The sequence below is a fragment of the Streptomyces sp. NPDC021212 genome (assembly GCF_044332925.1).
Taxonomy (GTDB): Bacteria; Actinomycetota; Actinomycetes; order Streptomycetales; family Streptomycetaceae; genus Streptomyces.
The window spans coordinates 405917-426352 of sequence record NZ_JBIRPZ010000004.1 but is presented as its reverse complement, the minus strand read 5'-3'; the positions used below and the strand labels follow the sequence as shown (position 1 = coordinate 426352).

At 72.4% G+C, this 20436-nt stretch carries 16 protein-coding genes; 8 read left to right on the top strand and 8 right to left on the bottom strand.

Annotated elements, in window-relative coordinates; genetic code table 11:
• From ACH4SI_RS13400 to ACH4SI_RS13385, 4 genes are all read left to right on the top strand, one after another.
• Window positions 1-1962: a BTAD domain-containing putative transcriptional regulator gene (locus ACH4SI_RS13400; RefSeq protein WP_398295830.1), complete on the top strand. Its 1962-nt coding sequence runs from the start codon at window positions 1-3 to the stop codon at window positions 1960-1962.
• A 133-nt stretch (window positions 1963-2095) separates the two neighbouring features.
• Window positions 2096-2857, top strand: a complete 762-nt coding sequence (locus tag ACH4SI_RS13395) for a DUF4232 domain-containing protein (RefSeq protein WP_398295829.1) — start codon at window positions 2096-2098, stop codon at window positions 2855-2857.
• A gap of 357 nt (window positions 2858-3214) precedes the next feature.
• A complete protein-coding gene (locus tag ACH4SI_RS13390) occupies window positions 3215-4204 on the top strand; it encodes a hypothetical protein (protein WP_398295828.1) in 990 nt (329 codons plus the stop codon).
• A gap of 111 nt (window positions 4205-4315) precedes the next feature.
• Window positions 4316-5137 (top strand): XRE family transcriptional regulator, encoded by an 822-nt coding sequence (locus ACH4SI_RS13385; RefSeq protein WP_398295827.1) that lies wholly within the window; start codon window positions 4316-4318, stop codon window positions 5135-5137.
• Here ACH4SI_RS13385 and ACH4SI_RS13380 read toward each other — a convergent pair.
• Window positions 5134-6978 (bottom strand): NHL domain-containing thioredoxin family protein, encoded by a 1845-nt coding sequence (locus ACH4SI_RS13380; protein ID WP_398295826.1) that lies wholly within the window; start codon window positions 6976-6978, stop codon window positions 5134-5136. The genes ACH4SI_RS13385 and ACH4SI_RS13380 overlap by 4 nt on opposite strands.
• 237 nt (window positions 6979-7215) lie before the next feature.
• Between ACH4SI_RS13380 and ACH4SI_RS13375 the strand changes: the two genes are divergently transcribed.
• Window positions 7216-8040 carry a maleylpyruvate isomerase family mycothiol-dependent enzyme gene (locus ACH4SI_RS13375; protein WP_398295825.1) on the top strand — a complete coding sequence of 275 codons (825 nt, stop codon included), beginning with the start codon at window positions 7216-7218 and terminating at the stop codon, window positions 8038-8040.
• A gap of 15 nt (window positions 8041-8055) precedes the next feature.
• Here ACH4SI_RS13375 and ACH4SI_RS13370 read toward each other — a convergent pair whose 3' ends face one another.
• The 5 genes from ACH4SI_RS13370 to pdhA form a co-directional block, all read right to left on the bottom strand.
• Window positions 8056-9351: a nitrate/nitrite transporter gene (locus ACH4SI_RS13370; protein ID WP_398295824.1), complete on the bottom strand. Its 1296-nt coding sequence runs from the start codon at window positions 9349-9351 to the stop codon at window positions 8056-8058.
• Window positions 9348-10007, bottom strand: coding sequence for a GntR family transcriptional regulator (locus ACH4SI_RS13365; RefSeq protein WP_398295823.1), 660 nt, complete (start codon window positions 10005-10007; stop codon window positions 9348-9350). Before ACH4SI_RS13365 ends, ACH4SI_RS13370 begins: the two co-directional genes overlap by 4 nt.
• 75 nt (window positions 10008-10082) lie before the next feature.
• Window positions 10083-11474, bottom strand: coding sequence for a dihydrolipoamide acetyltransferase family protein (locus ACH4SI_RS13360; protein WP_398296056.1), 1392 nt, complete (start codon window positions 11472-11474; stop codon window positions 10083-10085).
• Between the two features lie 22 nt (window positions 11475-11496).
• A complete protein-coding gene (locus tag ACH4SI_RS13355) occupies window positions 11497-12477 on the bottom strand; it encodes an alpha-ketoacid dehydrogenase subunit beta (protein WP_398295822.1) in 981 nt (326 codons plus the stop codon).
• Window position 12478: 1 nt separating this feature from the next.
• On the bottom strand, window positions 12479-13642 hold the full coding sequence (gene pdhA / locus ACH4SI_RS13350; RefSeq protein WP_398295821.1) for a pyruvate dehydrogenase (acetyl-transferring) E1 component subunit alpha: 1164 nt from the start codon (window positions 13640-13642) through the stop codon (window positions 12479-12481).
• Window positions 13643-13967: 325 nt separating this feature from the next.
• Here pdhA and ACH4SI_RS13345 point away from each other — a divergent pair, with 325 nt between their 5' ends.
• Window positions 13968-14624 carry a response regulator gene (locus tag ACH4SI_RS13345; protein ID WP_398295819.1) on the top strand — a complete coding sequence of 219 codons (657 nt, stop codon included), beginning with the start codon at window positions 13968-13970 and terminating at the stop codon, window positions 14622-14624.
• Between the two features lie 80 nt (window positions 14625-14704).
• A complete protein-coding gene (locus ACH4SI_RS13340; protein WP_398295818.1) occupies window positions 14705-15742 on the top strand; it encodes a phosphotransferase in 1038 nt (345 codons plus the stop codon).
• A gap of 70 nt (window positions 15743-15812) precedes the next feature.
• Here the strand turns inward: ACH4SI_RS13340 and ACH4SI_RS13335 are convergent, their stop codons facing one another.
• Window positions 15813-17405, bottom strand: coding sequence for a protein kinase (locus tag ACH4SI_RS13335; protein WP_398295817.1), 1593 nt, complete (start codon window positions 17403-17405; stop codon window positions 15813-15815).
• Window positions 17406-17715: 310 nt separating this feature from the next.
• Between ACH4SI_RS13335 and ACH4SI_RS13330 the strand changes: the two genes are divergently transcribed.
• Window positions 17716-19374 carry a protein kinase gene (locus ACH4SI_RS13330; RefSeq protein WP_398295816.1) on the top strand — a complete coding sequence of 553 codons (1659 nt, stop codon included), beginning with the start codon at window positions 17716-17718 and terminating at the stop codon, window positions 19372-19374.
• A gap of 12 nt (window positions 19375-19386) precedes the next feature.
• Here the strand turns inward: ACH4SI_RS13330 and ACH4SI_RS13325 are convergent, their stop codons facing one another.
• Window positions 19387-20283: an NAD-dependent epimerase/dehydratase family protein gene (locus ACH4SI_RS13325; protein ID WP_398295815.1), complete on the bottom strand. Its 897-nt coding sequence runs from the start codon at window positions 20281-20283 to the stop codon at window positions 19387-19389.
• Window positions 20284-20436 lie beyond the last annotated feature (153 nt).

The following is a 20436-nucleotide window of genomic DNA, read 5'->3' as shown; positions in this document are numbered from 1 at the left end:
TTGGACTTCTCCCTGCTGGGCCCGGTGACTGTGACCACCGGCCCCGCGGCGACCCCCGTCGAGCTTCCGCTGGGTCCGGCCAAGCGCCGCAGCGTGCTCGCGATGCTGCTCCTGCGCCCCAACTCGACCGTCTCGGTCGATCAGTTGGTCGCCGGACTGTGGGAGGACGAGCCGCCCGCCCACGCCCGAACCGTCATCCAGGGCCATGTCTCCCGGCTGCGCGCGGCCCTCGCCGAGGGCGGCGCCGACGCTTGCGGTGTCGAGCTGACCACCCACGCTTCCGCCTATCTGCTCCGGCTGCCCGCCACGCTGGTGGACACCGTGCGCTTCGACGACCTGGTGGCCCGGGCCGACCCCGAGTCCGCACCCGCCGATGCCGTGCCGATGCTGCGCCGGGCGCTCGGGCTGTGGCGCGGCCCGGCGCTCACCGGGACGGTGGCCAGCCCGCCGTTCGCGGCGGCCGCGCACGCCCTGGAGGAGCGGCGGCTGACCGCCGTGGAGGCCCTCGCCCGGGCGCACGGGGCGCTCGGCGAGTACGAGAAGGCGGCGGGCGTGCTGCACCCGGCGGCGCTCGGCAATCCGCTGCGCGAGGGGCTGATCGCGGACCTGATGCTGGTGCTGTACCGCACCGGGCGGCAGTCCGACGCGATCGCCTGGTTCCACCGCACCCGCGAGATGCTCGCCGACGACCTGGGGGTCGACCCGGGGGAGCGGCTGACCGCCGCGTACCAGGAGATCCTGCGGGCGGTGCCCGCGGAACCGCAGCCCGAACCGCGTGAGCCGCACGCCCCGCGTGACCCGCGTGACCCGCGCGTGGCCGCCGAGGCCGCGTCACCGCCCCCACCGGCCGCGCCGGCCGCGGCGTCCGGCCCGACGGTGGAGCTGCTGCCGCGGCCGCCCGCCGGGTTCCTGGGCCGGGAGGCGGAGCTGGCCGAGCTGACCCGGCTGGTGCTGCCCGGCGCCGGGCAGGAGCGCCCGTACGGCGGCGCCGCCGGGCTCCCCGCCGAGGGCGGCATCACCCTCGTCACCGGGGCCGCCGGGGTCGGCAAGACGGGCCTGGCCGTGCACTGGGGCCATGCGTACGCCGCCGCCTTCCCCGACGGGCGGCTCTTCGCCGATCTGCGGGGCTTCAGCGGCGGTGAGGAGGCGGAACCCGCCGATGTGCTGCGGGAGTTCCTGCTCGCCATGGGCACCCCCGCCGACCAGATACCCCCCTCGGAGCAGGCCGCGGGGGCGCTCTACCGCTCGCTCATGGCCCAGCGGCGGATGCTGGTGGTGCTGGACAACGCGAGCAGCTCGGCCCAGGTGCGTCCGCTGCTGCCCGGCGGCCCGCACTGCGCCACGCTGGTCACCAGCCGGTCCCGGCTGGACGGGCTGATCGCCACCGACGCCGCCCGGCCGGTACGGCTGCACGCGCTCGGCCCCGAGGACGGGGCGGCCCTGATCGGCGCGCTGCTCGGCCCCGACCGGGTCGCCGAGGACCCGGCCGCCGCCGAGGAGCTGGTGACGCTGTGCGACGGGCTGCCGCTCGCGCTGCGCGCCGCCTCCGCCCAGCTGGTGGCCCGGCCGCGGTGGCGGCTGGCCCGGCTGGCCACCGCGCTCCGCGACGAGCGGCGGCGGCTGGCCCTGCTGTCGGCGGAGGACGCCGGGGTGGCCGCGGCGCTGCGCAACTCGGTGGCCCGGCTCTCCGCGGACGACGCCCAGCTGCTGCGGGTGCTCGGCGCCGGTTTCGCCCGGGAGGTCAACACCGCGGAGGCGGCGGCGCTGTCCGGGGCGGACCCCGACCTGATCCAGGACTCCCTGGAGCGGCTCGCCGAGATGCATCTGCTGGACGAGGAGGCCACCAACCGCTACGTCATGAGTGACCTGGTGAAACTCTTCGCCCAGGGCGACGGCGGCCGGGGCTCCGGGCCGCCCGGCGAGGGCTCCGGCGGGCCGCGGGAGGGGGACGGTCCGCCGTGAACGACAGGGCGGTCAGCGGGGCGTTAGTGAGGCGTTAGCGCTCGGCAGCCGGACGGCAGCGATACGGCAGCGGGCCCGGACAGAGTTGTTGTTGCAGCCGGACAACAGCCGAAACCCACCGGGGGAACCCACCATGTCGCACTCCACCGCCTTCCTCGCCCGCCGCGCCCAGACCGTGCGCTCCGTCGCCGCCGGGCTGACCATCCTGGCCGCGGGCCTGACCCTCACCGCCTGCAACAACGACGGTACGGGCGCCAAGAGCTCCGGCAAGGCCGAGTCCTCGGCCACGGTCCCCGCCGACCAGGGCGCCGACGCCGGGGCCCGCGGTGGCGGCGGCGACAAGGGCACCGGCGGTAACGGCGGCGCGAAGGGCGGGGCGCAGGGCAGCGGCACCGGCGGTGCGCAGGACACCACGGAGAAGGCCGGGAAGAACGGGAGCGCGGCCAAGCAGAACGCGGGCGGCACCGGGTCGAACGGCGCCCAGGAGATCGGCACCTGCGACGTCAACAAGGCCGCGGTGTCCGTCCAGTCCGTCAACCGGCCCGTGAACCACCTGCTGCTGAAGTTCACCAACCGGGCCGGCGTGGACTGCAACGTCCCCTACTACCCCATCCTCCGCTTCGACAACGCGCAGGCCGCCACCCCGGCGTTCGAGGACAGCAAGCCGCAGGCCGTCGTCACGCTGGCCCCCGGCGAGTCCGCCTACGCGGGCATCGCCACCTCCAGCGCCGACGGTTCGGGCGAGGGGGGCGCCAAGTCGTCCAACCTCGAGGTGTTCCTCAAGGGCCTCGACAGCTCGACCACCGTGAAGCTTCCGGGCGACGGGGTGTACGTCGACAGCAGCGCCAAGGTGACCTACTGGCAGCGCAGCGCCGCCGACGCGCTCACCTGGTAATCACCTCTCCACGGTTTTCCAGACCGACAGGTAGCCGTCTCCCCCCGGCTACCTGTCCGCGACGGCCCCCGCCACCGGCGGGGGCCGTCCGCTGTCGTCCGCTGTCCCGTCATGTGTCCCGTCATGTCCCACAGCACCACCGCCGGTGTCCCGCACCCGGCCGTCCCCGGGCACGTCTCCGCAGGTCAGAGAAGTGCGAAGGAATGGGACGTCCCAGAGGACAACGACGCCCCCGACCCCCCCCCCCGCCATCCGGCCGAGAGTGGTTCCCGTCGCCGCGGCGGATCGGCCCGGCGGCCTCGACCGAGCGGCTCCGACGGTCACGTCGGCGCCCCTTCGTCACAGGGGGATTCACACATGACGCACTCCATCACCACCGCCCGGCGCCGGACCGTCCTGCGCAAGGTGCTCCCCACGATCGCCGCCGCGGGTCTGGGCGTCAGCGGACTCGTGGGCTGCTCGGGCGGCGGGGACACCGGCGGCCATGACGCGAAGGCGGGCAAGGTCGCCCAGGGGGCCGACAAGAACGCCATGAGCCGCGGCACGGGGGCGGCGAAGGGCAAGGGCAGCGCCCTCAAGCTGAAGACGACCAGCGGGGAGTTCGGCACCAAGGCGGCCGCGGCCGCCGACTTCCCCACCTGGGGCACCCGCTGGGTCGTCCACGAGACGGCCGACACCAGCTCTCGTTCCGTCGGCATGATCAACAAGGATGCGGCGGGGCAGGACCGCATCACCGCCGACTACCAGGTCGACACCGGCAAGAAGGCGTGCGAGGGCAGCACCTGCTCGACGTACATGGCGCACATCACCGGGCCGGTCAACGGCTTCCTGAGCGTCCTCGCCGTGGACATCCCCGAGGACTCGCTCCCCGGCGTCCCCGTGCAGAACGGCCCTCAGCAGCCGCCCCAGCCGCCCCAGCCCGGCGGCACCCGCGCCGAGGCGCTCCAGCGCGCCTCCACCTGGCTCACGGCCAACGGCGGCGGCCGGGTCCCGTACAGCCAGGCCAAGCTCTGGAAGGACGGCTACCGCCAGGACTGCTCGGGCTATGTCTCCATGGCGCTGGGCCTGAAGGCGCCCGGCACCAACACCGTGGGCCTCACCGGCTCCGGCATCACCAAGCCGATCGCCGTGAACGACCTCAAGCCGGGCGACCTGCTGATCGACGCCGCCGGCAACAACAACACCCGCCACGTCGTGATGTTCGAGAAGTGGAACAACGACGCCCACACCTCGTACACCTCGTACGAGCAGCGCGGCGACTTCGGTACGGACCACACGACCCGTACCTATGGCCTGGAGCCGGGCAGCGAGTACAAGCCCTATCGGCCGGTGAAGTTCACGGACTGATCCGGTAGTTCACGGCTTGATGCACAACTGATCCGGTTCCGGTAACGAGCGGCACGTCCACCTCGGGGGTGTGGACGTGTCGCTCGTCATGTTCATGATCCACATGCTCCAATGGGAAGCGTGCCAGCGCATCCGCATCAGTCCGAGAATCCACGACGAAAGCCGCTCGCCCCGCTTCCCGAGGAACTGTCCGGCCCGGTACGGGAATTCGTGACCGCACTGCGTCACATGCACGGCGAACTGGGCCTGAGCCTCAAGGAGCTGGAGGGCCGGCTGCCCGCCAGCCGCTCCTCCCTCTCGCGCTATCTGCGCGGCCAGAGCCTGCCCGACGAACGGCTCCTGGTCCAGTGGGGCAAGCTCTCCTTCACCGCCGAGGACCGGCTGCCGGAGCTGGTGAAGCTGCTCCACCGGGCCAACGAGGCAGCCCCCGAGGCCGAACCGGTGGTGGAGCCCGGCGGCGAGGCCACCCCGCCTCCGCAAGTCCGGCCGCCCCGGCGGCGGCTGCGGCTCACGCTCGCGGCGGTGGGCACGGTCGCCGTGGCGGCCGGGGCCACGGCCGGCGTGCTCGTCCTCCGCTCGTCGGACTCCTCGGACGACGACAAGCCCCCGGCGGCCGTGGGCAACGCCGAGATCACCGTCTTCAACGCCGAGAAGAGCTGCCGGGACAAGCGCGTCCGCACCTGCGCCCTGGGCCTGGCCGAGGACCCGTACATGGCCTACCGGCCGTCCAACATCACGGGCCGGGCCTGGCACGGCGACGTGCTGCGCGCCGACTGCCGCATCGCCAACGGAGTCACCGTCACCGACGAGGCGGGCGGCCACAGCAGCATGTGGTTCCGCGTCACCAAGGACGGCGAGCGGATGTGGGTCCCGGCCATCCGGATCCAGCACGACCAGGTGCAGTACTCGACGCTCCCCGACTGCCCCGACTAGGCGTCGTCGTCCAGCCCGGCCAGGACCAGCGGCAGCCGGGCCGCGCCGCCCTCGGTGACCCGGACCGGAACGCCCCAGTCCTGCTGGTGCACATGGCAGGCCGGGTACTCGTTCGACCCCGCGGCGGAGCCGCTATCGGACTCCGTGTCGTCGCAGGAGGCGGCCATCGCCGAGACGTGCAGCACGCCCTCGGTCACCCCGTCGGCCAGCACCAGTTCGCGGCGCAGGTCCGTGCCCGCGCCCTCGCCGTCCGCCAGCAGCCCGGGCGGGGTGGAGCTGACCAGCAGCCGGGTGGAGGGGCCGTAGCGGGTGTCCAGCTTCTGGCCCGCGGGCGCCTGGAAGACCACGTCCAGCCGGAGCGTGCCCGGGGCGATGTCGGTGGCGGCGCGCTGGGTGCGGTGGGCCACCGCCTCGACCCGTACGGCCTCCTCGGGCAGCCGCAGCCGGGTCAGCCGGTGCCGGGCGGACTCCACCACCACGATGTCCTGGTCGACCAGCACCGCGCCGGACGGCTCACGCAGATCCGTGGCGAGCGTGGAGACCTCGCCGGTGGCCGGGTCGTAGCGGCGCAGCGCGTGGTTGTAGGTGTCCGCGACGGCGACCGAGCCGTCGGGCAGCGCGGTGACGCCCAGCGGATGCTGGAGCAGGGCCTGGTCGGCGGCGCCGTCACGGTGGCCGAAGTCGAAGAGCCCGGTGCCGACGGCGGTGCGGACCGCGAAGCCGTCCCCGTCCCGCTCGACCCAGCGCACCGCGGAGCTTTCGGAGTCGGCGACCCACAGCCGGTCCTCGGTCGCGGCGAGCCCGGACGGCTGAGAGAACCACGCCTGGTCCGCGGGCCCGTCCACCAGGCCCTCGTTGGTGGTCCCGGCGACGGCCCGTACGGTCGCGTCCTGAAGGTCGTACGTCCACAGCTGGTGCACGCCCGCCATGGCGATCCACAGCCGCCCGGCGAACCAGGCCAAGTCCCAGGGGGAGGACAGATCGATGTCGCGGGCGGGCCCCTCGGCGGGCGAGCCCTGCCACCACTGGCGGCCGGTCCCGGCGAGCGTGGTGACCTCGCCGGTCGCGGGGTCGAAACGGCGCAGCGCGTGGTTCACGGTGTCGGCGACCGCCACCGTGCCGTCGGGCAGCGCGGCGAGCCCCTGCGGCTCGCTGAACCGGGCCCGGTCCGCCGGGCCGTCGGCGAACCCGCGCGTCCCCGCGCCGATCCGCCGCAGCACGCTCGTCCCCTCCGCCGCCAGCTCCACCAGCTGGTGGCGGGTGGTGTCCGAGACCAGGAAGGTGCCGCCGGGCAGCAGCAGCGCCTTGCCGGGGAAGCGCAGTTCGGTGGGGACCGGCTCCGGCGGTACGTACGGGCCGTCACCGCGGCGCAGCGTGCCCTTGGCGCCGTGCTCGGCCTCCAGCTGCCCCACCAGGGTCTCGATGGCGTGGGCGTGTCCCTCGCCCGCGTGCTGGGCGACCACGTAGCCCTCGGGGTCGATGACGACGAGGGTGGGCCAGGCCCGTACCGCGTACTGCTTCCAGGTGGTCAGCTCCGGGTCGTCCAGGACCGGGTGGTGCACCTCGTAGCGCTCGACGGCGTCCACGACGGCTTGGTGCTCGGCCTCGTGGACGAACTTCGGCGAGTGCACCCCGACGATCACGACGGTGTCGCGGTGCTTCTCCTCCAGCTCGCGCAGCTCGTCCAGGACGTGCAGACAGTTCACACAGCAGAACGTCCAGAAGTCGAGGATGACGATACGGCCTCGCAGATCGGCGAGGGCGAGGTCTTTTCCGCCGGTGTTGAGCCAGCCGCCCCGGCCGGTCAGCTCGGGGGCGCGGACGCGTGCACGTGGAGCCATATCCCCATCCAACATCAGGCGGGGGAAACGCATTCCCGCGGGCCGGTTCGACCGGCTCGTCCCGGTCCGTCCCGGTCCGGGGCGAGGGGGTCGGGAGATGGCCGCAGCCGACACGCGGCAACCCGGCTTTCCGGGCCTACGATCGGACTCGAAGCACTGCCCTCGCGCGCGTGGGCAGCGTAACTTGAAGCCACACACCCTGCACCCAGCCCGCGTACCAACCGCCCGAGGGGTCCCGTGACCGTCCATCCCAGCCTTCAGACCTCCATCGACGCCTGGACGCATTCCATCGACGCCATATCGGAGTTGGTGAACCCGCTCCCGGAGAGGGAATGGAACCGCGCCACCGAATGCCCGGGATGGTCGGTCCGGGACGTCGTCTCACATGTGATCGGCCTCGACTGCGAGCTGCTCGGCGATCCGCGTCCCATCCATACGCTGCCGCGCGATCTGTTCCACGTCACCAGCGAGATGTCGCGTTACATGGAGGTCCAGGTCGACGTGCGGCGCTGCCACACGGCCCCCGAGATGACCTCCGAGCTGGAGTACACCGTCATCCGGCGGGCCCGTCAGCTGCGCAACGAGAAGCGCGCGCCGGACACCATGGTGCGCTGGCCCGGTGGCAGCGAGCTGACCCTGGAGGAGTCGCTGACCCGCCGGGCCTTCGACGTGTGGGTGCACGAGCAGGATCTGCGGCGGGCGCTGAACCAGCCCGGCAACCTGGACTCGCCGGGCGCGTACCTCAGCCGGGACGTGCTGCTGTCCGCGCTGCCGAGGGTCGTCGCCAAGGACGCGGGCGCGGGGCCCCATTCGGCGGTGGTCTTCGACGTGAACGGCCCGATCGAGTTCATGCGCACCGTGCGGGTGGACGCGGAAGGCCGGGCCACCATCGACGGCAGTGTGTCGCTGGGCCCGACCGTCACGCTCTCCCTGGACTGGGAGACGTACGTGCGGCTCGCGTGCGGCCGGGTGCGGCCGGAGGCGGTCGCCGAGCAGGTGAAGGTCGAAGGGGACCAGCAGCTGGCCGAGGCCATCCTGGCCCACTTCGCGATCACCCCATGACCCCGTAACGGGCCCTCACGCCGGTACGTGCACCGCCTCGACGCGGCTCGCGACCACGCGCTCGCGCTCCCTGCGGTGCGCGCGGCCGCGCAGCCGCAGGATCTGGGAGACGCCGAGCGCCTGGAGCACGAACACCACCGCGAAGGCGATGCGGAAGTCCTGACCGGTCATGTCCAGAAGTACGCCGATGGCGAGCAAAGTACTCATCGAGGCCGTGAATCCGCCCATGTTGACGATCCCGGAGGCGGTCCCGGTCCGCTCGGGCGGGTTGGCGGGGCGGGCGAAGTCGAAGCCGATCATCGACGCGGGACCGCACGCGCCGAGCACCGCGCACATGACGGCCAGCATCCACAGCGGCGCGTGGTCGCCCGGCCAGAAGAGCGCGGTGCCCCACACCAGCGCGGTCGCGCCGACCGTGCCGAGGGCCAGCGGGGTGCGGGCGACGTGGTGGCGGGCGATGACCTGCCCGTAGACCAGGCCGAACACGATGCTGGACAGCACGGTCACCGTCAGCAGCTCACCGGCGGCTCCGCGGGACATCCCCTGCGCCTCGACCAGGAACGGCATCCCCCACAGCAGCAGGAAGACCATGGCGGGGAACTGGGTGGTGAAGTGCGTCCACATGCCCAGCCGGGTGCCGGGCTCGCGCCAGGCGTCCACGATCTGCCGGCGCACGAAGCTCTTGTCCGTCCGGGACGCGGGCTCCGGTTCGTACCCCTCCGGGTGGTCCTTGAGGAAGAGCAGCACCAGCACGAGCATGACCACCCCGCCGACCGCGCTGCCCGCGAAGGTCGGGGTCCAGCCGACGCTGTGCAGGGTCTGGGCGATCACCAGCGTGGAGACCAGGTTGCCGGCCATCCCGATCAGCCCGGCGAGCTGCCCGACCAGCGGCGCCCGGCGGGCCGGGAACCAGCGCGAGCCGAGCCGCAGCACGCTGATGAACGTCATCGCGTCGCCGCAGCCGAGCAGCGCCCGGGAGCCCAGGGCCATGGCGTACGAGTGGGACAGCGCGAAGCCGAACTGGCCGAGCGTGAACAGCACGATCCCCAGCGCCAGCACCTTGCGGGTGCCGAGCCGGTCGACCATCAGCCCGACCGGTATCTGCATCCCCGCGTAGACGAACACCTGGAGCATGGAGAAGGTCGACAGCGCCGAGGCGTTGATGTGGAAGCGCTCGGCGGCGTCGATCCCGGCCACGCCCAGGCTGGTGCGGTAGACGATGGCGACGAAGTAGACGGCGACGCCCAGACCCCAGACGGCGACGGCACGCCGTCCCCCGGGCGGGTCCCCGGGCAATCCGGGCGTGGTCATCGCTCGTCTCCCCGGGCGAGCGTGTTGACCCAGCTGATGTGGCGCTGGACGAACCCGGCCGCCGAGCCCGCGTCCCCGGCGCGCAGGGCGTCCAGGATCTCGGTGTGCTCGGTGATGTTCTTGGCGATCCGGCCGGGCTCGGCGTGCATGGTGGCCACGCCCATCCGCAGCTGCCGGTCGCGCAGCTGGTCGTACAGCTGGGCCAGGATCGTGTTCCCCGCCGCCCGGACGATCTCCGCGTGGAAACAGCGGTCGGCGATCGCGAACGCGGCCAGGTCACCGGTCGCCGCGTGCCCCTTCTGCTCCTCCAGCAGCGCTTCCAGCCGCTCCAGCAGCTGCGGCCCGGCCGGCACCACCTTGGCGACCGCGTGCTGCTCGACCAGCAGCCGGGTCTCCACCACGTCCGCGATCTCCTGGGCGGAGACCGGCAGCACCAGTGCGCCCTTCTTGGGGTAGAGCTTCAGCAGTCCCTCGGCCTCCAGCCGCAGCAGGGCCTCGCGGACCGGCGTACGGGAGACCCCGACGGCCTCGGCCAGCTCGCCCTCGCTCAGCAGCGTGCCGCCCTCGTAGCGGCGCTCCAGGACGGCTTGTTTGACATGGGTGTAGACGCGTTCGGCGGCGGGCGGCGGCTTGGTGGCCGTATCGGTGGGACTCATGATGCGCACAGCATAGATACAACAGGTATGCCTGCGTATCCCCCGTCCGCCATGCGGACGGGGGATCCAGGGCCCCTACCCCCAGGTGATCAGGCGCTTGGGGCGTTCCAGAATGGCCGCGACGTCCGCGAGCACCTTGGATCCCAGCTCGCCGTCGACCAGCCGGTGGTCGAAGGAGAGCGCGAGGGTCGTCACCTGGCGCGGCTTGACCTCGCCCTTGTGGACCCACGGCTGGAGCTTGACCGCGCCGAAGGCGAGGATCGCCGACTCCCCGGGGTTGAGGATCGGGGTGCCGGTGTCGATGCCGAAGACGCCGACGTTGGTGATGGTCACGGTGCCGCCGGTCATCGCCGCCGGGCTGGTCTTCCCCTCGCGGGCGGTGGACACCAGGTCGCCGAGGGCGGCGGCCAGCTCGGGCAGCGTCTTGTCGTGCGCGTCCTTGATGTTCGGGACGATCAGACCGCGCGGGGTGGCGGCGGCGATGCCCAGGTTCACGTAGTCCTTGTAGACGATCTCCTGATGTTCCTCGTCCCAGGAGGCGTTGACGTCCGGGTTGCGCTTGATGGCCACCAGCAGCGCCTTGGCGACCAGGAGCAGCGGGTTCACCCGCAGCCCGGCCAGCTCCGGGTCCTGCTTGAGGTCGGCGACCAGCTTCATGGTGCGGGTGACGTCGACGGTGATGAACTCCGTCACGTGCGGGGCGGTGAACGCGCTGTCCACCATCGCCTGCGCGGTGGCCTTCCGCACGCCCTTGACGGGCGCCCGGCGCTCCCGGGCGCCCGCGGCGGGGGCGACGGGCTCCGGGGCCGCCGCGGGGGCTTCCACGGCCGCGTGGACGTCCTCGCGGGTGATGATCCCCCCCGGGCCGGTCGGGGTGATCGTCGCCAGGTCGATGCCCAGGTCCTTGGCGAGCTTGCGGACCGGGGGCTTGGCCAGCGGACGGGCGGTCCCGGTGTGGCCGTTCAGCTCGGGGCCGGGCTCCGGGCGCGCCGGCGCGGCGGGGGCGGGCTGCGCGGGCGCCGGGGCGGCCTCGGCCGCCGGGCGCTGCCGGCCCGGCCGGCCCTTGCGCGGGCGACGCTTGGTGGAGGAGGGCGCGGCGCCGTATCCGACCAGGTTGGCCTGGCGCCCCTCCGGCTCGGCCTCCTCCTGCGCGGGGGCCTCGGCGGCGGGTTCCGGCGCGGCGGCGGCCTCGGGCGCGGCTCCGGCGCCCGGATCGGTGTCCACCGAGATGATCGCCGTGCCCACGTCCACCGTGGTGCCCTCGCCGAAGTGCAGCTCGTGCACCACCCCGTCGAACGGAATGGGCAGTTCCACCGCGGCCTTGGCCGTTTCGACCTCGCAGACCACCTGACCGTCGGTCACGGTGTCGCCCGGTGCCACCAGCCACTTGAGGATCTCGGCCTCGGTCAGTCCCTCGCCCACGTCGGGCATCTTGAACTCACGGAAGCGCTGCTCGACTGCGGTCATCGTCACGATCTCCTCAAGCCCTTCAGTACGCCAACGCACGGTCTACGGCGTCGAGCACCCGGTCCAGGTCGGGCAGGTACTCGTCCTCCAGCCGCGAGGGCGGGTACGGGGCGTGGTAGCCGCCGACCCGCAGCACCGGGGCCTGGAGGTGGTAGAAACACCGCTCGGTGATGCGCGCGGCGATCTCCGACCCGGTCCCCAGGAAGACCGGTGCCTCATGCACCACGACCAGCCTGCCGGTCCGCTCGACCGACTGCTGGATCGTGTCGAAGTCGATCGGCGACATCGACCGCAGATCCACCACCTCCAGCGACGTGCCCTCCTCGGCGGCGGCCGCGGCCGCGTCCAGCGCGACCTTCACCATGGGGCCGTAGGCCGCGAGGGTGAGGTCGGTGCCGGGCCGCGCCACCCGGGCGGCGTGCAGGGGGCCGGGGATCGCCGAGACGTCGACCTCGGACTTGTCGTGGTAGCGGCGCTTGGGCTCGAAGTAGATCACCGGGTCGTCGCTGCCGATGGCCTGCTGGAGCATCCAGTAGGCGTCGGAGGCGTTCGAGGGCGAGATCACCTTCAACCCGGCGACGTGCGCGAACAGCGCCTCGGGGGACTCGCTGTGGTGCTCGACCGCGCCGATGCCGCCGCCGTACGGGATGCGGATGACGACCGGCATCTTGACCTTGCCGAGCGACCGCGCGTGCATCTTGGCGAGCTGCGTGACGATCTGGTCGTACGCGGGGAAGACGAAACCGTCGAACTGGATCTCCACCACCGGGCGGTAGCCGCGCAGCGCGAGCCCGATCGCGGTGCCGACGATGCCGGACTCGGCCAGCGGGGTGTCGATGACCCGGTCCTCGCCGAAGTCCTTCTGGAGCCCGTCGGTGACGCGGAAGACGCCGCCGAGCTTGCCGACGTCCTCCCCCATGATCAGGACCTTGGGGTCGCTCTCGAGCGCCGTCCGCAGGGAGGCGTTGATCGCCTTGGAGAGCGACATCTTCTCGGCGGCCATGTCAGATGCCCTCCTCGGCGGTGACGAACGAAGCCTGGTACGCGGCGAACTGCGCCCGCTCCTCGTCCACGAGCGCGTGGCCGTCGGCGTAGGTGTGCTCGAACATCGCCATGTCGTCGGGGTCGGGCATCGACCGGACCGCCTCCCGCACCCGCTTGGCGAGCGCGTCGGCCTCCTCCTCCAGACCGTCGAAGAACGCCTCGTCCGCGAGCTTCTCATTGGTGAGCAGGGTGCGCAGCCGCAGGATCGGGTCCTTCGTCTCCCACAGCTCGCGCTCCTCGGACGAGCGGTAGCGCGTCGGGTCGTCGGAGGTGGTGTGGGCGCCCATGCGGTAGGTGAACGCCTCGACGAGCGTCGGCCCCTGGCCGGTGCGGGCCCGCTCCAGGGCCGCCTTGGTGACGGCGAGACAGGCGAGCACGTCGTTGCCGTCCACTCGGACGCCGGGGAAGCCGTAGCCCTGGGCGCGCTGGTAGAGCGGCACCCGGGTCTGCTTCTCGGTGGGCTCGGAGATGGCCCACTGGTTGTTCTGGCAGAAGAAGACGACCGGGGCGTTGTAGACGGCGGAGTAGGTGAACGACTCGGCCACGTCGCCCTGGCTGGAGGCGCCGTCGCCGAAATAGGCCAGCACGGCGGAGTCCGCGCCGTCCTTGGCCACACCCATCGCGTAGCCGGTGGCGTGCAGCGTCTGCGAGCCGATGACGATGGTGTAGAGGTGGAAGTTGTTGCTGTTGGGATCCCAGCCGCCGTGGTTCACCCCGCGGAACATCCCCAGCAGATTGGTCGGGTCGACCCCGCGGCACCAGGCGACGCCGTGCTCGCGGTAGGTCGGGAAGACGTAGTCGTCGTCGTGCAGCGCCCGGCCGGAGCCGATCTGGGCGGCCTCCTGGCCGAGCAGGGAGGCCCACAGGCCCAGTTCGCCCTGGCGCTGGAGGGTGGTGGCCTCGGCGTCGAAGCGCCGCGTCAGCACCATGTCCCGGTACAGGCCGCGCAGCTCGTCGGGGGTCAGGTCGATCGCGTAGTCGGGGTGCTCGACGCGCTCGCCCTCCGGGGTCAGTAGCTGTACGAGTTCCGGTTCCGCCGACTGCTTCTTCGTGCTCCGCGCGCTGGTGCTGCGCTTGGCTCCGCTGCGGCGCGGCTTGCGCGCGGCAGTGCTCTCCACGGTCACGTGTGCTCCTCCGTCTGTCCGGCCTCCGGGATCCGCCGGCGGCCAGTTGCGGCTCGCCCGTCCGACGACGACGCACGGGGTGGGTGCGACGAAACGTCCGTCCGGGCGTGACAGGTTCCCGGCGGTCGGCCCCGCACAAGGCACGTTACCCAGTGGTCCGCATCTCTGCGAAACCCCACCTGACCTGCAATTTTGCTTGGATTTCCAAGTAAATCGCGCGCTTGGGTGAACTTCCACTGGTCACAGCCTCGGCGAGCCGCCGGACAAGCGCACGGTATCCCGCTGGACAAAGGCACGGGAAGACTCCGTATGTGAGACTGGAGCCGTGCGCGAAGAAGGAAAAATCAGTATTTTCCTACTCGACGACCATGAAGTCGTACGACGTGGCGTGCGCGAGCTGCTGGCGAGCGAGCCCGACATGGAGGTGGTCGGCGAGGCGGGCACCGCGGCCGACGCCCTCGCCCGGATCCTCGCGACCCGCCCCGACGTCGCCGTGCTCGACATCCGGCTGCCCGACCGCAGCGGCGTGGAGGTCTGCCGGGAGATCCGCTCGCGCGACGCGGCCATCCGCTGCATGATGCTCACCTCCTTCGCCGACGACGAGGCCCTGTTCGACGCGATCATGGCGGGCGCGTCCGGCTATGTGCTCAAGGACATCCGCGGCAGCGAACTGCTCGCCGCCGTCCGGGACGTGGCCGCGGGCCGCTCGCTGCTCGACCCGGTGGCCACCGCCCGGGTGCTGGAGCGGCTGCGCGGCGGCGGCACCAAGCCCGACGACCGGCTGTCCTCCCTCACCGAGCAGGAGCGCCGGATCCTGCTGCTGATCGGGGAGGGACTGACCAACCGGGTGATCGGCGAGCGGCTGCACCTCGCCGAGAAGACGATCAAGAACTATGTCTCCAGCCTGCTCTCCAAGCTCGGCATGGAGCGCCGCTCGCAGGCCGCCGCCTTCGTGGCCCGGATGCAGGCCCAGAAGAACTAGCGCGTCCCCCCAAGCACCATTCGTCCGGCCGCGTCAACTCACGCACGGTCCGTGACGCCGGGTGATCTAACATCTGGCAGGTGCCGCGCTCACCTGTACACCTCGCCGAGGCCGCTCCCGACGGGGAAACCCTGAGCGCCCTGCTCCGCCGCTACGACCGGGCCGGTGAACCGGTGTCCTGCGACCCCGTCACCGAGGGCCTGCTCAACCGCGGCTACCGGCTCGCCACCACCCGCGGCCGGTTCTTCCTCAAGCACCACCTCGACGGCGACCGCACCGCCATCGCCCGCCAGCACCGGGCCACCCAGCGGCTGGGCGCCCTCGGCCTGCCGGTCGCCCCGCCGGTACCGGACGCCCACGGCCGCACGGTCGCGGTCATCGGCGGCCGCTGCTACGCCCTCCACCCCTGGATCGACGGGCGGCACCGCGACGGCGCCGCGCTGACCATGCCCCAGTGCTGGCGGCTGGGCGGGCTGCTGGGGTTCGCCCATGCCTGTCTGGAGCAGGTCATGCGGGCCGGAACCAGCGACCGCGAGCCACCGGAGCCGGCGGCCGACCCCGAGGACACCTTCGCCGTCATCGACGAGCTGCTGGCGCTGGTCCGCGGGCACCGGCCGCGCGACACCTTCGACGAACTCGCCGAGCACCGCCTGACCGAGCGCCGCGCGCTGCTGGAGCGGCACGCCCACCGGCGGCCGGAGGCGGACGCGATCCCGGCCACCGGCTGGGTGCACGGCGACTTCCACCCGCTGAACCTGCTCTACCGCGACACGGAACCCGCCGCGATCGTCGACTGGGACCGGCTGGGCGTCCAGCCGCGCGCCGAGGAGGCCGTACGCGCCGCCGCGATCTTCTTCGTACGCCCCGGCGGCACCCTGGAGCTGACCAAGGTCCGGTCCTACGCGCGGGCCTACCACCGCATGGCGGGCTGCGGGGCCGCCGAGATGGCCGCGGCCGTGCACCGGGTGTGGTGGGAGCGGCTCAACGACTTCTGGATGCTGAGCTGGCACTACCAGCGCGGCGACCACCGCGCCGATCCGCAGTTCCCGGCCGCGGCCGCGCTGGTGGTGTGGTGGACGCGGGAGTACGAGGCGGTCCGCGACGCCTTCTGCGGCTGAGGCACGCCGTCGCGAGACTGCCCCGGCACCGCTCGCGCGGGGCCGGGGCAGTCGGCGGTACGGGACCGGGTCAGCCGACGTTCTCGCCGGTCGGGAGACCACCGCCGGTCGGCTCGCCGCTGCCACCCTCGTCGGGCGGCGTCGTCTGGCCGCCGCCGTCGGGCGGGGTGGTCGGGGTGCTGCCGTCATCCGGCGTGGTCTGGGTGTTCGACGGGACGTCGGTCGGGCCGCTGGTCGGCTCGTCCGACACCCCGGGGCCGGAGGGCTGACCGGTGTACGAGGGGCCGGTCGGGTCCTGGGACGGGGTGTAGTCGCCCGTACCGCCGGTGGAGTCGTCGGACGTCGGCGGCGCCGTCGTCTCCTCCGTGGGCTCCTTGCTCGGCTTCTTGGTCTCCTTCTCCGCGGTCGCCGACGGGTTCTTGTTCGGCTGCTTGCCCTTGTCGCCATTGCCGCCGAGGTCGAGCGCGAACGCGACCCCGACCGCCACGGCGATCACGGCGAGCGCCGCGATCAGCCACATCTTGCCGCGGCCGCCCCGGCGGCCCCGGCCGGAGCCCCCGTCGTAGCCGCCCCCGCCGTCGCCCAGGCCGGACCCGACCAGCGGCTGCTGGGAGGTCTCGCTGTGCCCCGGATGCGGCATCGCGGTCGTCCCCGCCATGCCCATCGCCCCCGTGGAGCCGCCGAGGTGCTGGGTGACCGGGCCGGTGTTCCAGACGCCGGTGTGGCCGCCCGCCTCCTGGAGCATCTGGAGCGCGTACTGGACCAGTCCGCGCATCTCCTCGGCGCTCTGGAACCGGTCGTCCGGGTCCTTCGCGAGCGAGCGCATCACCAGGCCGTCCAGCTCCGGCGGAACCGTGCCGCCCGAAATTTCGGACGGTGGCACCGGATTGTCCTGGACGTGCTGATAAACGACCGAAAGAGGAGTCTCACCGGTGAACGGCGGGCGCAGCGCGAGCAGTTCGTACAGCAGACACCCGGTCGCGTACAGGTCGGAACGGTGGTCCACGGCCTTTCCGAGCGCCTGCTCGGGCGAGAGGTACTGCGGGGTGCCCATGACCATGCCGGTCTGGGTCATGGTGGACTGCGCGCCGTGCAGGGCGCGGGCGATGCCGAAGTCCATCACCTTGACCGCGCCGGTGTTGGTGATGATCACGTTCGCGGGCTTGATGTCACGGTGCACGATGCCGTGCTGATGGCTGTAGGCGAGCGCCTCCAGCACCCCGGAGACGATGATCAGCGCCTGGTCCGGCGGCGGCGCCTCGGCGTTCAGCAGCAGGTCGCGGATGGTGTGGCCCTCGACCAGCTCCATCACGATGTAGGGCACGGTGTTCGACCCGATGACATCCTCACCGGAGTCGTACACCGCGACGACCGCGTGGTGGTTCAGCCCCGCGACGGACTGTGCCTCACGGGTGAAGCGGGCCTTGGACACCGGGTCCTCGGCCAGGTCGGCGCGGAGCAGCTTCACCGCGACCGTTCTGCCGAGCCGGATGTCCTCGGCGGCGAAGACCTCCGCCATGCCGCCTCGGCCCAGGCGACCGGTGAGACGGTAGCGGCCATCGCCGACCAGCCCACCATTACCCCACGCCTCGGGCACATCGGACATTCCGGACCCGGTAGCGTCAGGTTCGGAGGGCCCCTGCGCGCTCTGGGTCTGTGCCATCGGTCCTCGCCGTCTCGGTCTAGGTGGGGGTCTGGTCGAGATCGCCCCGCCCGCGGGCGGTACGGTTCCTGCTAGGCACGCTACAGCCTTCGCGCCGCGCATCGGTTCGTGATGGACCGGCCATCGAACCTGTTGACGGTGAAGTGTTGCAAATCGCGTGACGGGTTCTTGAGCATCCGGTCACGGAACGGGCACGTGGCTTGACGTGTCCGTGGCCTGGGGCAGACTTGGCCACGATATCCGGAACACGAAGATCATGGCGTCGAAACGTGCGGGTTGAACGGTGAGTGCGCCGAGGGGGAAGCAAGAGATGAGCCAGCACGGCGCACCGGGCCGTTACCAGGGCACCTCCCTGGCCGGCGGCCGTTACCAATTGCGGGACCTGCTCGGCGAAGGCGGCATGGCGTCCGTGCACCTCGCCTACGACTCCGTGCTGGACCGCCAGGTGGCGATCAAGACGCTGCACACGGAGCTGGGCCGCGAGCAGTCCTTCCGCGAGCGCTTCCGCCGCGAGGCCCAGGCCGTGGCAAAGCTCACGCACACCAATATCGTCTCGGTCTTCGACACCGGCGAGGATTCGATCGACGGCGCGCTCATGCCGTACATCGTCATGGAGTACGTCGAAGGGCAGCCGCTGCGTTCCGTCCTCGACGCCGACGTACGGCAATACGGCGCGATGCCTGCCGAAAAGGCGCTGAAAATCACCGGTGATGTTCTGGCGGCGCTGGAGATCAGTCACGAAATGGGGCTGGTTCACCGCGACATCAAGCCCGGTAACGTGATGATGACCAAGCGTAATGTGGTCAAAGTCATGGACTTCGGCATCGCCCGCGCCATGCAGTCCGGGGTCACCTCCATGACCCAGACCGGCATGGTCGTCGGCACCCCGCAGTACCTCTCGCCCGAGCAGGCGCTGGGCCGCGGCGTGGACGCCCGCAGCGACCTCTACTCGGTGGGCATCATGCTCTTCGAGCTGCTGACCGGGCGGCTCCCCTTCGACGCGGACTCACCGCTCGCCATCGCGTACGCGCACGTCCAGGAGGAGCCGGTCGCGCCCTCCTCGATCAACCAGTCCGTCCCGCCCGCGGTGGACGCGCTGGTCGCTCGCGTTCTGAAGAAGAACCCGAACGAGCGCTTCCCGACCGCCGAGGCCATGCGCGACGAGTGCGCCCGCATCTCCCGCACCGGCCAGACCGGCGCCGCCCCGATCATCATCACCGGCGGCCCGCCCGCCTCCAGCGGTTCCGGCGTCGGCGCGGCGGTCTTCCCGCCCGTCGACCAGACCCCCGGCCACGGCGCGGGCAGCGTCCGGACGCCGTACCAGCCGCAGCCCGGATCGGGGCAGTACGGCGCCTTCGGCCCGTCCACCCCGCCGCCGCCCACCCAGCCGGTGGGCCAGCAGCAGTACGGCACCCCGCCGTCCCCGTACCAGGCCGGCCACGGCCCGAGCACCCCGCCGCCGTACAACATCGCGCCCAGCCCGGCGCCGTCCCCGTCCCCGGGGTCTCCGGGCAGCAACAAGCGCGTGATCATAGGCTCCGCCGTGGTGGCCGCGATCGCGGTCATCGGCGTCATCCTGGTCCTCGCGCTCAACGGACCCAATGACGGCGACAAGAAGGACGAGAGCAAGGGCGACGGCGGCAAGAAGACCTCCGCACCCAAGTCGACGGCCGCTGCGGGCTTCCGCATGGGCGACAAGACGAAGACGATCGACCCGGCCAAGTGCACGGACGCGTACGAGAACAGCGACGAGAAGGGCACCTACAGCGTGCCCGACTTCCAGAACCTCTACGTCGACTCGGTGAAGAAGTGCATCCGGGCCGCCGGCTGGAAGTACCGCGTCACGCCCCAGGACGAGAACCTGTGGGGCAAGGGCACGGTCCTCAACTACACGTACCGCAACTACGAGCCGTACAACCCGGACACGGACACCATCGAGCTGACGGTCTCCACCGGCAATCCGGGCTGAGGCGGCCCCGCCTCATCGGCCCTCCGTGAATCCCGTACGCCAGGTCGGGTGGCGGGGGCGCCAGCCCAGGCGGCGGGCCAGGGCGTTGTCGGCGCCGCGCTCCCAGCCCTCCCGGCCGGGGGCGGCGGGCGCCGGGGCCGGGGCGCCGAGGGCGGCGGCGAGCGCGGGCAGCCAGTCGCGAGCGGGCGCCGGTTCGTCGTCCACCACGTTCACCGCGCCGCTCGGCCAGTCCAGCGCGGCGACCGCGGCCCGGGCGGCGTCCGCGACATGGACGAACGAGCTGATCGCGTCGTTCGGCACCACCTGACCCACCATCGCCGCCCCCGGCCGCGCGCCGGGCCCGTCCAGGGGCGCGCCGCGCAGTACGGCGTCCAGCGCCCCGCCGGGCGCGTACCAGGTACCCGGGCCGTAGAACGTCCCGTAGCGCAGCACCACATGCGCCTCGATCCCGGCCACCGCCTCCTCCAGCGCCCGCGCGCCGCCCACCATGGCGGCGCGCGGCGGCGGGGCCTCCAGATCCAGCGGGGTGGACTCGACGGCCGGGGCCACGCCCGGTGCGTAGGCCCACGCGATGGACTGGGCGACGATGCGCCGGACCCCGGCGCGCAGCGCCGCGTCCACGAGGTGCCGGGTGCCCTCCCGACGGATGCGCCCGTTCTCGGCGCGGCTGCCGCCCGCGAGGGCGGTCAGCTGGTGGATCACCGCGTCCGGGGCGGCGTCCGCGACCGCCCGTTCCACGCTCGCGGCGTCGAAGACGTCGAGCGGTACGGCCGAGGCACCTTGGGCGCGCAGCCGCTCGGCGCCCCCGGCGGTGCGGGCGGTCCCGGTGACCCGGTGCCCGGCCGCCACGAGCAGGGGGACGAGGAGACGGCCGACGGCGCCGGTGGACCCGGCGATGAAGATGCGCATGCGGTCGAGCGTAGGAAGCCACCGGACCACTGTCAGGGGCCAATGACGGGGCGTGCGCGTGGGCCACTTCGCCGCCACTTCGCCCGGGCCCCTCGGCTCCCGCGCGAACGGCGGGCCGCCCCGGGACTCTCCGGCCCCGGGGCGGCCCGCCGT

Excerpts from the sequence above, each read along its gene's own strand:
- ACH4SI_RS13395 (WP_398295829.1), top strand. The coding sequence starts at position 2,096 with ATGTCGCACTCCACCGCCTTCCTCGCCCGCCGCGCCCAGACCGTGCGC.
- ACH4SI_RS13390 (WP_398295828.1), top strand. The coding sequence starts at position 3,215 with ATGACGCACTCCATCACCACCGCCCGGCGCCGGACCGTCCTGCGCAAG.
- ACH4SI_RS13385 (WP_398295827.1), top strand. The coding sequence starts at position 4,316 with ATGGGAAGCGTGCCAGCGCATCCGCATCAGTCCGAGAATCCACGACGA.
- ACH4SI_RS13380 (WP_398295826.1), bottom strand. The coding sequence starts at position 6,978 with ATGGCTCCACGTGCACGCGTCCGCGCCCCCGAGCTGACCGGCCGGGGC.
- ACH4SI_RS13370 (WP_398295824.1), bottom strand. The coding sequence starts at position 9,351 with ATGACCACGCCCGGATTGCCCGGGGACCCGCCCGGGGGACGGCGTGCC.
- ACH4SI_RS13365 (WP_398295823.1), bottom strand. The coding sequence starts at position 10,007 with ATGAGTCCCACCGATACGGCCACCAAGCCGCCGCCCGCCGCCGAACGC.
- ACH4SI_RS13360 (WP_398296056.1), bottom strand. The coding sequence starts at position 11,474 with ATGACCGCAGTCGAGCAGCGCTTCCGTGAGTTCAAGATGCCCGACGTG.
- ACH4SI_RS13355 (WP_398295822.1), bottom strand. The coding sequence starts at position 12,477 with ATGGCCGCCGAGAAGATGTCGCTCTCCAAGGCGATCAACGCCTCCCTG.
- ACH4SI_RS13335 (WP_398295817.1), bottom strand. The coding sequence starts at position 17,405 with ATGGCACAGACCCAGAGCGCGCAGGGGCCCTCCGAACCTGACGCTACC.
- ACH4SI_RS13330 (WP_398295816.1), top strand. The coding sequence starts at position 17,716 with ATGAGCCAGCACGGCGCACCGGGCCGTTACCAGGGCACCTCCCTGGCC.
- ACH4SI_RS13325 (WP_398295815.1), bottom strand. The coding sequence starts at position 20,283 with ATGCGCATCTTCATCGCCGGGTCCACCGGCGCCGTCGGCCGTCTCCTC.